Genomic DNA, 15,237 nt, shown 5'->3' with positions numbered 1-15,237 from the left:
TATTGCTATGATGGCAACATACATAGACTTGAATCTGAAAATGTAAGTTCAAACTCTGTCCCTCTGTCGGTTGTAATAACAAGGTCAGCAGATAATTGCTCAACAAGAGCATGAACAACCTGCATCCCTAATGAGTTGGATTCCTCTATATCAAATTGAGAAGGAAACCCAACGCCATCATCAACAACCTTAAGAACAATTGAGCTGTCACGCAGCCCAGCTGATAAATACAGCCTTCCGTGTGATCTACCGATGAACGCATGTTTGTACACGTTGGAAATAAGTTCATTGAGAATCAGACCACACGGCACTGCGGTATCAACTGACAAATGAATTCGTTCTAAATCCACAACCAATTCCACCGGAACAACTGCAGAAAAAGCCTGTTCAATACGTCGTGCCAACTGTTCTACATAATAGCTAAAATCAATACAGGAAAGATCATCTGTACGATAAAGCTCCTCATGCACCAAGGTCATGGATTGAATACGCCGTTGTGAATCAAGAAAACGCTCACGGTCTTCTATAGTAGAAATACGCTGCGCCTGAAGACTCAGCAGGCTGGAAACAAGTTGTAGATTATTCTTAACCCGATGATGCACTTCTTTGAATAAAATTTCCTTCTCTCTTAGTGAGGCACATAACGCGTCATGTGCACGCCTTCGTTCCGTAATATCTTCGGCTACACCTACATGTCTGTAAATTTCACCTTTAAAATCCCTTACGGGGAAGATACGAAAACCAATCCACTTTAATTTTTGCTCTTCACCCACCAAAAAACGATATTCAAAATTTCCAGGCGACTGCCCTTCGAATACTTGTAAAATGTTCTCTGTCGCTTCTTCACGATCATCAGGATGAAGCAACTCCAGCACCAAACGGGCATTCAAAGCAAACTGATCAGGGGTAAAGCCAAACATTTCTGTTGCCGCCGGACTAACGTATGTAAGTTCTTTGGTCTTCGCATTACGTACAAAGAATGCCTCACGTACTGTCTCCACAAGCTGCCTGAAACGAGCTTCACTCTCTGTTAAAGCAGCGGCATATTCCTGCCGCTCTTTTGCTTCGCGCCTCAACAAAGCGTTTGCTCGCTCCAGCTCTTCTGTGCGGCTGTGTACAAGCTCTTTTAGATGCTCTCCTTCCAAAGCAGCTTCCCGTAAAAGCTGTGCTCTGGTGAGATTACGTTCAATCGCATCTATAAGTATATCCATATTTTTAAGCGGCTTACGCAGGTAATCCCATGCACCACGCTTTAACGCTTCAATAACTTCACCGACTTCATCAGTTCCGGATACAACAATAATCGGTAGTGTAGGGTTTACACTACCAAGTTTTGAAAGCACTTCTCCACCTGAGATGTCCGGAAGACGCCAATCAAGTAAAACTGCATCAATCTTTTTTTCTCGAACCAGAGAAAGTCCCTGTAGTCCGCTTTCAGCCTGTGTTACCGTATATCCTTCATCCGCAAGATATGCCGCAATGGTTTCACGCACTACAGGATCATCTTCCATTGTCAGCACATTGGTTGAAACAGTCACGCTATACTCCCGCTGTTTTTCGGTGCCCCACCAGACGACAGACATCCCCGCACTGTTCATCTTTTCTATGCTAATTTTTCGTACCATAGCCGTCAGTTTAGCGCGCTGTAAAGATCTCAAATTTCATTATAAAAAAATCTCTCTGACTATTTTGATAATCAGAGAGATTGATATTCTCTAGGTTGCGCCCACCGGTGGCAGCGATTTGGACTAGTGAAACAAAGTCAACACAGTCCCAATAAGAAGCTACTGCAAAAACTCACTCAACCGCATGGCAAGATACGTAAAACGCTTTTGCATTTTGTTATTCTTAATTGCTATAGTAAGCGCCTTTGAAGCACCTACAAGAATAACAAGTTTTTTACCGCGAGTTACGCCAGTATAAATCAGGTTACGCTGTAGCAATACATAGTGCTGGGTAAGCACAGGAATAACCACAGCCTGATATTCAGAGCCCTGCGATTTATGAATTGAGATTGCGTATGCCGGAACCAGTTCATCCAATTCGTTAAAATCGTAGATGACGTTCTTTTCATCATCAAATCGAACTGTAAGCTTTTTGTCCTCTGTATTCACCACGCAGATACGCCCGATGTCGCCGTTGAACACGTCTTTATCGTAGTTGTTACGCAGTTGCATAACTTTGTCATCAAGACGGTATTCACGATCGCCGCGTTTCAGACACAATGGCTGCGGGTTCAATGCTTCCTGCAACAGATGGTTCAGGTTGCCGGAGCCAGCTGAACCTTTGTGCATTGGTGTCAGTACCTGAATTTGATCAATTGCATCAAAACCGAAACGACGCGGAATATGATTCTTTACTAAATCCACAATCATTGCTGCGCAACGTTCCGGATCATCCTGTCGAATGAAATAGAAGTCAGACAACCGCTCTTTGGAAGATTCCAGAAATGGTACTTCACCAGCGTTAATTTTATGTGCGTTGGTAATAATATCTGATTCCTGCGCCTGACGGAAAACTTCATGCAGTTCAACCACATCCACAACGCCGGATAAGATAACGTCCTTAAGAACGTTACCAGGGCCAACAGATGGCAGCTGATGTACATCACCGACAAATATTACGGTTGCGCCAAGCGGAATAGCCTTGAGCAGATGGAACATCAACATGGTGTCCATCATGGAAGATTCATCGATAACAATAAGACTGCACGCAAGCGGGTTGTTTTCGTTACGTTGAAAGCCATCTTCGCGTGGAGAATATTCCAGCAGGCGGTGAATAGTTTTTGCTTCCACCCCGATGGTCTCAAACATGCGCTTAGCCGCACGTCCCGTTGGAGCACACAGCAAAATTTTTGCTTTGAGCTTCTTGTACGATTGTACAATGGCCTTGGTAATTGTTGTTTTACCAGTACCCGGCCCACCTGTGAGCACCATCATTTTACTACGGACAGCAGTATGCACCGCTTCGAGTTGTTCTTCAGCCAAATTGATTCCAAGGTTTGCTACAACCTCTTCAACAATTTCATTCGGATTTTTGATAAGCACAGTCTTCGGCGAACCAAGAATCTTTTTTATGTATGTTGAAATACCGGATTCATATGCATGAAATCGCGAACGGTAGACAGCAACCTGTCCGTTGGAAAGTTCTTCGATTACAACCCGATCTTCACGTTCAAGAATTTCGATGGCATTTTCAACAAGATCAGCTCGAATATTCAAATTATCGGATGTCTTAGTCACCAGTGCATCAAACGGAAAATATACATGCCCTTCGTCTGATGTTTTAGTGAGCATGTACAAGGTGCCCGCCTCTGCACGCAAAGGAGAATCCACCTCAAACCCGATTTTCTGAGCAATGATGTCGGCTGTTACAAACCCGATCCCGCTAATATCCATAGCAAGACGGTATGGGTTTTCTTGAACAACACTCAGCGCGTGTTTTCCGTAGAACTTATAGATACGTACTGCATACGCTGTGGAAACCCCGTGCGGTTGCAGAAACATAATGAGATCGCGGATGCCACGGTGCTCTGACCATGCTTCTTGAATACCTATCGCTGTACGCTTACCAATACCTTTTACCGCTGAAAGCCTTTCGGGTTCATTATCCAAAATTGCGAAGGTTTCATCGCCGAAGGCTTCAACAATGCGTTCAGCAGTCTTAGGGCCAACGCCCTTGATAAGACCTGATGCAAGATAATGGCGGATGCCTACAAGACCAGCCGGAAGACTGGTTTCATACGTAAGCATTTTAAACTGCCGTCCAAATTTTGCGTTATCCACCCATTCGCCGGTAAGTTTTAATGAACTCCCGACTTGTGGATCTGCAATATTTCCCACAACAGTGTAGTTATCCCCTGCTGCGGTTTTAAACCTGAGCACAGAATAGCCATTCTCTTCATTATGAAAGACTATACGTTCCAGAATGCCATCAAGGTTTGCGGCACTCTGGGGATTATTATCGATTGGTAAGGTAGGTTGCATGTAGCTCATGTACTGGCAGTTATATTATTCGTCAAACCCTCTAGGTTCTACAACGCCCGAAACAGGCGAAAAAAATTGCTTACTTTGCTGTAGCAGTAAATCTGCAAGCACAAGCGCGACCATAGATTTTAAAACAGGCACAACACGCGGAATAGCGCAGATATCGTGACGCCCTTTTATCTGCATAGTGCAAGGATCACCACTGCGTGTGACTGTATGCTGTTCTTTTGCAATGGATGGAATCGGCTTAATTGCGGCACGGGCAATAATAGGCATACCGTTTGAAATGCCGCCAAGNTACCGCCGCAATTGTTTGAGGTGAATCCTTCAGCGTTCATGCCGTCGTTGTTTTCACTTCCCAACATACGTGCAGCTTCAAAGCCCTGTCCAATCTCAACACCTTTCACAGCTCCTACACTCATGAGAGCATGAGCAAGCAAGGCATCAAGCTTATCGAAAACAGGTTCACCGAGTCCGGCTGGCACGCCTACAGCTTCAATCTGTACAATACCACCAAGGGTATCGCCATCTTTTTTCACTGCTTTTACTCGTTCATTCCATGCATCAACAATTGCGTCATCCGCTGCAAAGTAGGGGCGTTTCTGTGCTCCTGTTGCATCAATTGTAGAAGCAGCAATGCCGCCAACTTCCACTGTGTATGCGTTCACGCTAATGCCCTGCGTTGCAAGAAGCTGCAGTGCAACAGCACCGCCAGCAACACGGCTTACGGTTTCACGTCCGGAAGAACGTCCGCCACCGCGATAGTCACGAAATCCATATTTTTGATCGAATCCGAAATCTGCATGACCCGGTCGCCACTTTTCTATGATGTCACCATAGTCGCGTGACCGTTGGTCTGTATTCTCAATAATAAACCCTATAGGTGTGCCGGTTGTTCTACCCTCAAACACACCGGAAAGAATGCGCACAGCGTCTGCTTCTTTACGTGCTGTAGCTGCAATGCCACCCTGACCGGGTTTGCGTAAATCCAGTTCACGCTGAATATCTGCCTCTGTTAATGCAATACCGGATGGGCAACCTTCAATAGTGCCGCCCAAAGCCGCACCGTGGGATTCGCCAAACGTACTTAAGCGAAACAGTGTGCCGAACGTATTACCGCTCATATCAGGCTCCTTACTAAAAAATCGTCAATGGTTGCCGTTCAAACAAAAGAAAGGGGAATCTTTCATTATGAAAAATTCCCCGATATATACTGAAAAATTATTTCTTAACGAATCACTGTTACAGGACACTCTGCAAGTTGCAGCACTCTATGCGTTGTGCTGCCAAGGAACAAGCCTTTAATGTCTGAATAGCCACGAGAACCCATAATAATTATGTCACAATTCTCGCCCTTTGCTACTTGCATAATAGTATCTTCAGGAATTCCTCCCAGAACCATCTCCGTAACCGACACATGTGCTTTAGCAAATATGTCTTTGTATGGTCCTAAAAGTTCTTCTGCATGTGCATCAAGATCGGTAATTGCTTTTTCATACAATTCCTTACTCAACAGCGATGTTACTTCTAAACGACACGTGAGCAATACAACAGAAGCTCCGACCATTGATGCAAAATCTGCAGCATATTCAACAGCCCTTCGGGAATATTCTGAACCATCCACCGGAACAAGAACCTTTTCGATCTTCATATTGTTCTCCTCGCATCGTGTTAGGAAGATATTTTTTTTGATTATGGATTATCTAACTATGAAACCGGGTTAGTTTCAAGTAGTTCCATGATGTTATCAATAATTTCCTGAACAGACTGCGTACCATCAACCGTTATATGTGATGATTCGTCATATAAATGCATCCGAGCCGCGAGTATTTCCTTAATTTCATCGACAAGAGATTTTCCTGTTAATGAAGGACGCTGAGCATCCAAAGGATCTGCATTCAAACGTCGAGCAAGTTCGGTTGGCGGCACATCAATAAAAATAACGACACCGTGTTCACGCATGAACGTACGGTTCTGCTCTCTCAGTACCATGCCGCCACCTGTAGCAATTACCTGTGCATTGTCCCCAGTAGCAGCAATTAGCGCGGCAGATTCACAATCTCTGAATGCATCCCAGCCTTCAGAATCAACAATTTCACTGACACTTTTGCCCTGCATTTCGCACAAAAACGCATCGGTATCTATAAAACTGCATCCTAAGCGCTTTGCCAGCCCCACTCCCACAGAGGTTTTACCACATCCTCGTGAACCGATGAGATATATCCGCTTTGAACATTCCACGTCGCTTACCTGCTATAGGTTAAATGTTTAGCAATCGCATGCTTCAATAACTCTGCGCCGTTTCCTTCCACAGAATTGTAGGCAAGAGGCAGTGTTGTCCAGCCGCCCGCTGCTAACGGAATTTCAAATGACGTGGCAATATGCAGCAACACACGGTTGTACGCGTCGTGCACTGTATCCTGACATTTCAGGGTATATTTTATGTTGGATGGATTCATTCTGCACAGAAATTTGAATTTTTTTGAAACCCACGTACGACACACCATCGGGCGTGCTTCGTAGCATGAACATTCATCATTCAATAAAAAAGGACAGGGCGCAGTCAATTTATTTGTCAGCACTCCCAACTCATCCCATTTATCTTCCTGTAACGCTTTCCATAACACTGGCTGTTGTGGTGTAAAATTCTCCTGCCATGCTGGAAAACCCTCCGCAAATGCCGTCGCTATCTCTTCGCCTTCCATACATTGAATACATGCTACAGCCTCAAAAATATCCATAAAAATAGGCTGAGAACAGCAGTAGCTGCACCCCTTGGCACAGGTTTGTGTATGGTGCGGCACTTCGCGCTCAACACTGTCATCCACAAATTTCCAAAAACCGCGCATAAGGGCAGCAATGCTGCCCGCTGCTTCTTCCGGAGTCTCAAACAACAGCTCAGGCAATGTTTCCGACTCATTGAACAAAGCGGTAAATGCTTCCTTACGAATAACTCGTTCTTGTTTTGTTTCTGAAACCAAAATGTATCCTTATCCGTTATATCAAAAGAAAATTATCACATCTATTTTTTTGCAACAAAGCCACATTATAACCATTACTGTCAATAATCAGAGCCGCAACTTTCTATATTGGATAAAAAAGGTGTTTGCGGTTCGGGCTTTGAACTCAAAATATTCCATGCTACAGAAGCTAACCACATACTGTACTGGAGGACGAAATTGACTGTCGGACATATTACTCGAATTTTATCTGCACTACTTATTATCAGTACTATTTTCTTTGCCGGGTGCAGCCAGTCTCCCCCACCGACCGAATCAGTTGATCCGGTTATAGAACAACCCGAAGGGGAGCGATTCATAAAACTTAGTGATTCGGAAGCCGATACTGTGATTCAAACTCTCACAATTGGCAAACAGGGAATGCAATCATGGATGGATTTTGCCCCCGCTCTTGAACGCTCCGCTCTTTACGTCTCAAAAAAACCACAGTCTAAACTTGCGCTTAATAAATACGGATTAAAAGTTACGTGGAAAACTCTTGCGGCAGCTATTAAACGTATGCAGTTGCTTTTGCCAAAACTTGATGCAAATCCTGAATTGCTGGCAAAGAATTTTACGTTTTACAGGCTTGATGCAGATCCACAGTTCACTGGATACTATGAGCCAGCCTTACAGGCGAGCCTTACCAAAAACCGGGATATGCATATCCACTGTACGCAAAGCCTTCCGATCTTCAGGTACTGAACCTTGGAGATATTCATCCACGATGGAAAGGCCAGCGTGCAATCTACCGCATAGATTCCGGCAAAGCCGTTCCGTACTATGACAGAAACGCAATCGACCTTAAGGGTGCACTAGGCTCACGTGGTCTTGAAATCGCATGGGCAAAAGATCCGCTGGATATTTTTTTCTTACAGATTCAAGGCTCCGGCCGACTCCTTCTGGAAGATGGATCAACCACACATATTCTGTATGACGGAAAAAACGGTCGACCATATGTTTCTTTAGGTGGCGTCATGCTTCGTAAAGGCTTACTGCCTAAAGATGGTGTGTCTATGCAGGCCATTCGAAAATACTTTGATGACAATCCAGAAGACACATATAAGCTTCTGGGCACTAATCCAAGCTATGTGTTCTTCAGACTCTCAGACAGCGGTCCGTACGGTGCAATGGGGCAAACCCTTACACCACGCGTTTCACTGGCAACAGATCCATCATTCATTCCTCTGGGAAGTATGTTCCTTTTTGATGTACCAATGCCCGAAAAAAATGAAAAAGGTGCATTCCAGTACGGAGATAATATGAAAGGATTAGGACTCGCACAGGATACTGGTGGCGCTATCAAAAAACACCATTTAGATCTCTTCAGCGGCTACGGTGAAGATGCTACATGGATTGCTGGCCACATGAACGCAGACGGCGCCGTTTGGCTGTTGTTACCTAAATAGTTCGGCCAAGCATTGTTAACGACAAAAGGAGAGCATAAGCTCTCCTTTTTTTATGTAGGTTGTTGTATTTGCAACGGACTCTTGTGTTTGTTTATTGCAGGGTTGGCTCTCGTTATAGTACGTAATGAAATGTTTATGTACTATTGGGGTGAAAAAAGAGGAGGAATGGAGCGAGATTGGGAGTACCGCTTCTTATTATTCCTAGTCTGGTAAAGCGCATTACCATACTCCCTGCTATTAGGAGTCACTATGAGCTCTGAAAGAAGAAAGCCATCACTCTTGTGGGCTCTTCTAACCTTTTCCCTTCCCGTTGCCGTTATTCTCTACGGCACAGTTATTCTCGGCGTACGTCCTCCTGTTCTGCCACTATTAGTTGCCGTGGTACTTGCTGGCGTCATGTCACTACGAATCGGATATTCATGGGAAGAATTACAGGAAGGCATGCTGTCTGCCGTTGGAAGAATCCAGCTGGCTGTTGCCATCTTAATGATTGTCGGAATGATTATTCCGGCATGGATGGCTTCCGGTACCATCCCAGCGATTATTTATTGGGGATTAAAATTTATTTCTCCCGAACATTTTCTTGTTTCAACCTTTATCCTCTGCTCAGTGGCTTCGCTGGCCACAGGCACATCTTTCGGCACAATGGGCACCATCGGTGTAGCACTGCTTGGGGTGGGCGGCGCTATGCAATTTGATCCTGCATGGACAGTAGGTGCGATTGTTTCCGGTGCGTACTTCGGAGATAAAATGTCTCCAGTATCTGATTCTACGAACATTACAGCGACGGTATGTGGGGTTCCGCTGTTCACACACATATCTTCAATGCTCTGGACAACTGTTCCAGCAGCAATCATCACTTTGATTGGCTACTGGCTGCTCGGCTCAATGCATACTGGAGACTCCGGTAGTGTCGCCAATATCAATGTGATTCTTTCTAACCTTGAAGCATCATTCAACCTGTCACCTATCGTATTTATTCCACCGGCATTAATGATCATTCTTGCGTACAAACGATTCCCTGTACTGCCGGTAATGATTGTCTGCCTCGTAAGTGCGCTTGCAATTGCAGTCTTCGAAGGCTCTACCATTGCAGAACTCGCAGGACAAATGACTCGTGGCTACAAAGCTGCCACAGCTTCACCGGAACTGAACAAACTTCTTTCCCGTGGTGGTCTTATGAGCATCATGGTTACAATTCTCCTGCTCACAAGCGGTATGGCTTTTGGCGGCATTCTTGAAAAAGCACGCGTTCTTGAAGTATTGCTTGAAGCTATGCTCCGTGGAGCCAAGTCTGCCACTAGCCTTGTAGGTGCAACACTGGTTGCTGCATACATTATCCTTCTCGGTACAGGTAGCCAGATTCTGGCTGTTGTTGTTCCGGGACGTGCATTCAGCGACTCATATAAGGATGCTGATATCGCCCCGCAGGTTCTCTCCCGAACATGTGAAGACGCCGGAACTCTCGGTTGCCCTCTTGTCCCATGGAGTGTGCATGCTTTCTATATTCTAGGAGTTCTCGGTGTGAGTGCTGTCGACTTTATGCCGTACGCATTCTTTAACTTCACAATACCACTCATTTCCATGGCATGTGCTGTCACAGGATTTGGGATTTTTAATACGAAAGGTGAGCCGGTTCGCCCACTCGCCCTGAGCAAAGAAAGTAGCACAGCATAATTGTTGAAGGATTTACTATGCCTCGGAAAAACATCAAAAACGTTTTATTCATCATGCTTGACACGTTGCAGTTCAACTATCTTGGCTGCTACGGAAACAAAGAAGTAAAAACTCCAAACCTCGATAAATTCGCGGATAAGGGGTTTCTCTTTGAGAATGCATACAGTGAAGGGCTGCCTACCATTCCTGTACGCAGAGCATTAATGACAGGACGTTTTACTTTACCATACAGTGGCTGGCGTCCTCTTACGACAGAAGACACCACAATTACAGACATGCTCTGGTGTCGTGAAGTTCAGACTGCATTAGTCTACGACACACCACCAATGCGCTTGCCTAAATATGGATATTCACGCGGTTTCGATTATGTCCGTTTTTGTAACGGGCATGAGCTGGATCACGAAACATTCAGCAACGTCCATCTTAATGATAAGTTTAAAGGAGAAGATTTTCTTTCTCCTGAATGGCTCAAAAAGAATGCAAACGGCGAATACGATGATTCAAGTAAATCATTAATTCGTGAAACCGAATGTTATCTCCGTCAACGTCAGGACTGGCAGTCTGATGCAGATAACTATGCATCGGTAGTTATTTCTGAAGCTGACAACTGGATTAAAGAAAAACGCGATCCAAACCGTCCGTTCTTCTTATGGCTCGATTCGTTTGATCCGCATGAGCCTTGGGATCCACCTTCCGTATGGGAAGAAAGACCATGCCCATACAACCCTGATTACAAAGGGAACCCGCTTCTCATTGCACCTTGGACAGAAATCGAAGGCGTAATGACCGAAGAAGAATGTGAGCACATCCGCGCATTGTATGCTGAAAAAGTGACTCTGGTGGATAAGTGGCTCGGCAAGCTATTCGATTCTCTGAAAGCTCAAGGTCTGTGGGAAAAAACAATGGTAGTTGTTACCTCCGACCATGGACAGCCTATGGGTAATGATGAGCACGGCCACGGTCTCATGCGTAAATGTCGCCCTTGGCCTTACGAAGAACTTGTACACGTACCACTGCTCGCACATGTACCGGGTCTGGAGGGTGGCAAACGTATCGACAGCTTTGTTCAAAACGTCGATATTACAGCCACAATTCTTGATGCACTTGGTCTTGATGATTCAAATGCTCTGGAAGAAACCGGACACGAAGGCATCAACACGTTTGATGCTGATGAACTTCAGGGAATCAGTTTACTCCCCGTAATGCGGGGCGAAATTGAAAAGGTTCGTGACTTTGCGATTGCTGGATACTACGGTATGTCCTGGTCTATAATCACTCATAATTATAGCTATATCCATTGGTTGCAAAAAGAGATCGACACAGATTCCATGAACAAAATCTTCTACGATGGTTCAGGCTCAGGCGGTAACGCTGGTGAACAGTCTGCAAAGCTAGAAGTAAAAGAAGAAATGTGGACATGTGTTCCCGGGGCAGAAGTTTCTGTACCTCAATCTGATGAGCTTTTTGACCGACGGGTTGACCAGTTCCAATTAAAGAACATAATTAATGACAATCCGGAGAAAGCCAAAGAACTGCTACAGCAATTAAAGCTGTTCATTGGTGAACTCCGCACCACATAAGTAAAGATAACGAGAACTGAATAGGCTCTCTTGTATTGAGAAGGACGAATCATGATCACACACGATGTAGACGAATTCTGGCGGGTTCACGTTGATAGCCACGCCTGGGAACAGGTGTTGCACCTCGGACGCAAAAAAGAATTCAAGCATGGTGAAGTCATCATCAATGCAGGAGAGCTGGTTCAGGAACTCTGCTACTTGCAGTCCGGTATTGTGCGTATGCAACGCACGGCATGGGATGGTGCGGAAAAAATTATTATGCATATCGAGCAGAACTCGTTATTCAGCGAAGCTCCGTTCTTTATTAATAGACCTATCCGCAGCTATTTTTCCTGTTATCAAGATGCTACAGTATATTTCTTTTCCCGAAAAACTGTGGAAGAAATGTTACCCAAGTATCCGGAAATTGCAAAAGACATCATTCGTACACTCTCTGAGAAAATAAGCGTCCTCAGCAACCAGTCAGCTTCTTTAGGCTTAGACTCGTTGGATCAGCGGATAATTAAATTTATTCTTCTACGCTATAACTCAGCACCGCTTCACGCAAACGAAGTTATCTCTTTAGGTTCATTACGAATGAAAGACATAGCCAGCATACTTGGTGCACACAGGGCTACGCTATACAAATCACTCAAGGAACTAGAGAAGGCAGAGCTTATTAAAATGCTGCCGAAGAACAAGATACACATCCTCGACATTGAAGGTCTCTCTTCTCTTGTTTATGAATAAAATTTTTTGGAGATATTTCTATGAGTACCATTACCTCGATTCCAAAAGAACACCTCGATAATTTCTTTGCATCTCTTTCTGACGCAATTCTCTTTTTCCATAAAGAGTTGTGTCCGCATTGCAAAAATATGGAAAAAGTTCTGATTAAATTTTCAGCAAAAGCGCCATCTGTAGAAATTTTCAGCATAGATAGCGAAATTCATCCTGAATTAATGAAAAAGCTTTCATTTGAACGTGTCCCTACACTCGTGTTTGTTCGCAACGGTGAAGTTGTAAAAGTTCACTCCGGTTTAATGAACCCGCGTGAACTAAAAACTCTCCACGCCTCCCTGTAACTCGTAAAGTTAGGGATAACGACAATGAACACAACATACGATTTAATCATCTTAGGCGGCGGAGTTGCAGGCATGACGTCTGCCATTTACGGAGCGCGGGCAAACCTACGTGTTCTCATCCTTGACGAGAATGCGTGCGGCGGGCTTGTTAACTGGACAAAAGTCGTTGAAAACATGCCGTCCTACACCAGCATAGGTGGGATGGAATTAGTTGAACGCATTCAAGAACAGGTGGAAGCTCTTGGTGTAGACATTGAAGAAGCAGCTTGTATTGATGCTATCGACTTCTCGGGCGAAGAAAAAATTATCGAAGCCGACGACACTGTTTACAAAGCAAAAGCGGTAATCGTAGCAACAGGACGCAAGCCTGTTCCACTGGAAGTAGCTGGAGAATGCGATAACGTCCATTTTTGTGCCATCTGTGATGGCGCTGCGTATAAAGGGAAAAAAGTTCTTGTGGTAGGTGGCGGTAATAGTGGTTTTGATGAAGCCATCGCCCTGCTCGATCAAGGAATTGAAGAACTCATGCTTGTGGAGAAAATGGATACATTCTTTGCAGCTCAAAGCGCACAAGACGAATTACAATCGCGCCCTAATTCAACGATCTCACACTCAACAGAAGTGACCGATGTTGTTTATGGTGAAAAGCTCCAGTCCGTTACATTGCGTAATGTCGCAACAAACGAGACTATAGAACATGAATGTGACGGCATATTTGTATTCATGGGACAAGAGCCGGGTACAGAAGTTTTTGAGGGGCAACTCTCACTCGATAAACAGGGATACATAGATACTGATGATCTGATGAAAACATCCGTTGCCGGTGTCTTCGCAGCAGGCGACGTTCGACAAAAAAAATATCGTCAAATCACCACAGCAATGGCAGATGGAACTATCGCTGCACTCGAAGCTGAACGTTTCATTCACAGCATTACTGAGTAGCCTATGGAAACGCTCCAGATAATCATTCTGGATCCGAACACGAACAATGCACAACATGCAGCAACCCGACTTAGAACCTTACTGAAAAAGAAAGATCTGTCTGCTTTTGTTCAAGAGGTAACTTGCTATTTAGAAATTTCCCGTCAGGGTCTGAACGGTAAAACTCCTGTGATTGCAGTGAATGGTAAAAACTTTCAATGTAAAAACTTAAGCTTTGAATTGCTCGAACAATTCGCGCAATGGCTAGCATCAAATATAAATGACTAAAAATGCACCTCCAGAATATCCCAACCATATTCTGATCAAGCTCTTCGTATGGTGAACTAGTTCCTATTCGATTGTCTTGCAGTAAAAAGGCGCTTATCCGAGGATAAGCGCCTTTTTCAGTACTTTCTATTCATAGCGTGGGTAGATATCAATCAGTGTCATGAACATCAGTTAAAAGCATTCTAGTATGTCCAAGAGCAAGGATTCAAACGCAGAAGAAATGAAGTGGTAGACACAATCGTTTGCAAGGAAATAACCATTGCGGATGGCTCTTCATCTGGAGCTTGCTGACCCCGTCCCCCCGCGGGAGCGTGGAAAGAGAAAGCTTGGGACTTGGTATCAGTCAAAGCAACTGGAAAACCTTATGCACCAAGAACAGCAAACTGCACTCACCACAGAAAAACAACGAAAGCCGTCTATCCAAGGATAGTAGGCAGTTCTAACATACAAACAACACTACGCTGTTCTTAATCTATTGAACGAACAAGTAACAGTTAGCACTACGGTCATGATTCCGTCAGAGCTGACAGCCAGTGGAGGCAATAAGAATGGAAACAATGTCAGCGGATGAATGAACCTACGGTTGAAGCGAAGAAGAATTGAAGAGAAAGGCCAAGACGAGAATAAAAAAAGACAAAGACAAAGAATCAACCAAGCCCCGCTCAGCAGGCATCAACGCTTTCTGATTTCATAGAATAGTTTGGCTGGCGGCGTAACGCCTTAGACCATAATTACTTAAACAGCTATCTGCTTCGGTACGGCCTCAGACAGAGCCTCGGCATGCGTGTAGAAGCATTTTTCGCTTGCCTCCCCCTTTTACGGACGCTCACGGCTTTGCCGCAACTCTTTAGCGCCTGTGGGAAAGCAAGTCGCAATGAAAAGCTATTAAACAAAAAAAGACCGCGTTTCAAAAGAAACGCGGTCTTAAAATATATCTTGGCAGCGACCTACTTTCCCACAGGCTCCCCTGCAGTATCATCGGCGATGGTTGGCTTGACTTCCGAGTTCGGAATGGGATCGGGTATACCCCAACCTCCATGGCCACCAAGAAAAATCTCAGCTTACTTTACAAATACGGAAAGAAGTAAATCACATCGTACTCATTAGTAATAAATATCTTCTAGCAACGACCTACTTTCCCACAGGCTCCCCTGCAGTATCATCGGCGATGGTTGGCTTGACTTCCGAGTTCGGAATGGGATCGGGTATACCCCAACCTCCGTGGTCACTAGAAAAAAAAATCGGGTCAGTCAGATATCCGGAAAGGCAAACAATATATACCTTGTTGCGCACATCGAATGGCTAACCCTAAA

General features: G+C 44.7%; 14 protein-coding genes, 2 rRNA genes and 1 pseudogene. 8 read left to right on the top strand and 9 right to left on the bottom strand.

Going from position 1 to position 15,237, the window contains the following annotated elements; translation table 11 throughout:
- Nucleotides 1-5: 5 nt before the first annotated feature.
- From MKHDV_RS07780 to MKHDV_RS07755, 7 genes and pseudogenes are all read right to left on the bottom strand, one after another.
- Nucleotides 6-1,538 carry a response regulator gene (locus tag MKHDV_RS07780; RefSeq protein ID WP_216846887.1) on the bottom strand — a complete coding sequence of 511 codons (1,533 nt, stop codon included), beginning with the start codon at nucleotides 1,536-1,538 and terminating at the stop codon, nucleotides 6-8.
- Between the two features lie 246 nt (nucleotides 1,539-1,784).
- On the bottom strand, nucleotides 1,785-3,986 hold the full coding sequence (locus MKHDV_RS07775; RefSeq protein WP_160714240.1) for an ATP-dependent RecD-like DNA helicase: 2,202 nt from the start codon (nucleotides 3,984-3,986) through the stop codon (nucleotides 1,785-1,787).
- A gap of 24 nt (nucleotides 3,987-4,010) precedes the next feature.
- Nucleotides 4,011-4,283, bottom strand: a pseudogene (locus MKHDV_RS18900) (chorismate synthase); the annotation flags it as partial.
- A 1-nt stretch (nucleotide 4,284) separates the two neighbouring features.
- A partial coding sequence (gene aroC, locus MKHDV_RS07770) for a chorismate synthase (protein WP_371416022.1) occupies nucleotides 4,285-5,110 on the bottom strand: 826 nt, incomplete at its 3' end.
- 104 nt (nucleotides 5,111-5,214) lie between these two features.
- Nucleotides 5,215-5,637, bottom strand: coding sequence for a universal stress protein (locus MKHDV_RS07765; RefSeq protein WP_160713980.1), 423 nt, complete (start codon nucleotides 5,635-5,637; stop codon nucleotides 5,215-5,217).
- Between the two features lie 56 nt (nucleotides 5,638-5,693).
- Complete coding sequence (gene aroL, locus MKHDV_RS07760) at nucleotides 5,694-6,227, bottom strand: shikimate kinase AroL (RefSeq protein ID WP_160713978.1); 534 nt, start codon at nucleotides 6,225-6,227, stop codon at nucleotides 5,694-5,696.
- Between the two features lie 5 nt (nucleotides 6,228-6,232).
- Nucleotides 6,233-6,967, bottom strand: coding sequence for a YkgJ family cysteine cluster protein (locus MKHDV_RS07755; RefSeq protein ID WP_160713976.1), 735 nt, complete (start codon nucleotides 6,965-6,967; stop codon nucleotides 6,233-6,235).
- 198 nt (nucleotides 6,968-7,165) lie between these two features.
- Here MKHDV_RS07755 and MKHDV_RS18895 point away from each other — a divergent pair, with 198 nt between their 5' ends.
- The 8 genes from MKHDV_RS18895 (at nucleotide 7,166) to MKHDV_RS07720 (ending at nucleotide 13,924) form a co-directional block, all read left to right on the top strand.
- Nucleotides 7,166-7,690: an MltA domain-containing protein gene (locus MKHDV_RS18895; RefSeq protein ID WP_254060430.1), complete on the top strand. Its 525-nt coding sequence runs from the start codon at nucleotides 7,166-7,168 to the stop codon at nucleotides 7,688-7,690.
- On the top strand, nucleotides 7,657-8,394 hold the full coding sequence (locus MKHDV_RS18890) for an MltA domain-containing protein (protein ID WP_254060436.1): 738 nt from the start codon (nucleotides 7,657-7,659) through the stop codon (nucleotides 8,392-8,394). The genes MKHDV_RS18895 and MKHDV_RS18890 overlap by 34 nt, the downstream gene beginning before the upstream one ends.
- 249 nt (nucleotides 8,395-8,643) lie before the next feature.
- A complete protein-coding gene (gene nhaC / locus MKHDV_RS07745; protein ID WP_160713974.1) occupies nucleotides 8,644-10,071 on the top strand; it encodes a Na+/H+ antiporter NhaC in 1,428 nt (475 codons plus the stop codon).
- 17 nt (nucleotides 10,072-10,088) lie between these two features.
- Nucleotides 10,089-11,651 carry a sulfatase gene (locus tag MKHDV_RS07740; protein ID WP_160713972.1) on the top strand — a complete coding sequence of 521 codons (1,563 nt, stop codon included), beginning with the start codon at nucleotides 10,089-10,091 and terminating at the stop codon, nucleotides 11,649-11,651.
- A gap of 51 nt (nucleotides 11,652-11,702) precedes the next feature.
- Complete coding sequence (locus MKHDV_RS07735; RefSeq protein WP_160713970.1) at nucleotides 11,703-12,380, top strand: Crp/Fnr family transcriptional regulator; 678 nt, start codon at nucleotides 11,703-11,705, stop codon at nucleotides 12,378-12,380.
- A gap of 20 nt (nucleotides 12,381-12,400) precedes the next feature.
- Nucleotides 12,401-12,715 carry a thioredoxin family protein gene (locus MKHDV_RS07730; protein ID WP_160713968.1) on the top strand — a complete coding sequence of 105 codons (315 nt, stop codon included), beginning with the start codon at nucleotides 12,401-12,403 and terminating at the stop codon, nucleotides 12,713-12,715.
- Between the two features lie 24 nt (nucleotides 12,716-12,739).
- Entirely contained in the window at nucleotides 12,740-13,657 is a 918-nt protein-coding gene (locus MKHDV_RS07725) for an NAD(P)/FAD-dependent oxidoreductase (protein WP_160713966.1), read from the top strand.
- 3 nt (nucleotides 13,658-13,660) lie between these two features.
- Nucleotides 13,661-13,924 carry a hypothetical protein gene (locus tag MKHDV_RS07720; RefSeq protein WP_160713964.1) on the top strand — a complete coding sequence of 88 codons (264 nt, stop codon included), beginning with the start codon at nucleotides 13,661-13,663 and terminating at the stop codon, nucleotides 13,922-13,924.
- A gap of 934 nt (nucleotides 13,925-14,858) precedes the next feature.
- Here MKHDV_RS07720 and rrf (MKHDV_RS07715) read toward each other — a convergent pair.
- Nucleotides 14,859-14,973 (bottom strand): 5S ribosomal RNA (gene rrf / locus MKHDV_RS07715).
- Between the two features lie 69 nt (nucleotides 14,974-15,042).
- Nucleotides 15,043-15,157: ribosomal RNA gene (gene rrf, locus MKHDV_RS07710) — 5S ribosomal RNA — on the bottom strand.
- Nucleotides 15,158-15,237: the final 80 nt, after the last annotated feature.

It is taken from the genome of Halodesulfovibrio sp. MK-HDV (assembly GCF_009914765.1).
Taxonomy (GTDB): Bacteria; Desulfobacterota; Desulfovibrionia; order Desulfovibrionales; family Desulfovibrionaceae; genus Halodesulfovibrio.
This window is presented reverse-complemented; position numbering and strand designations above follow the sequence as displayed.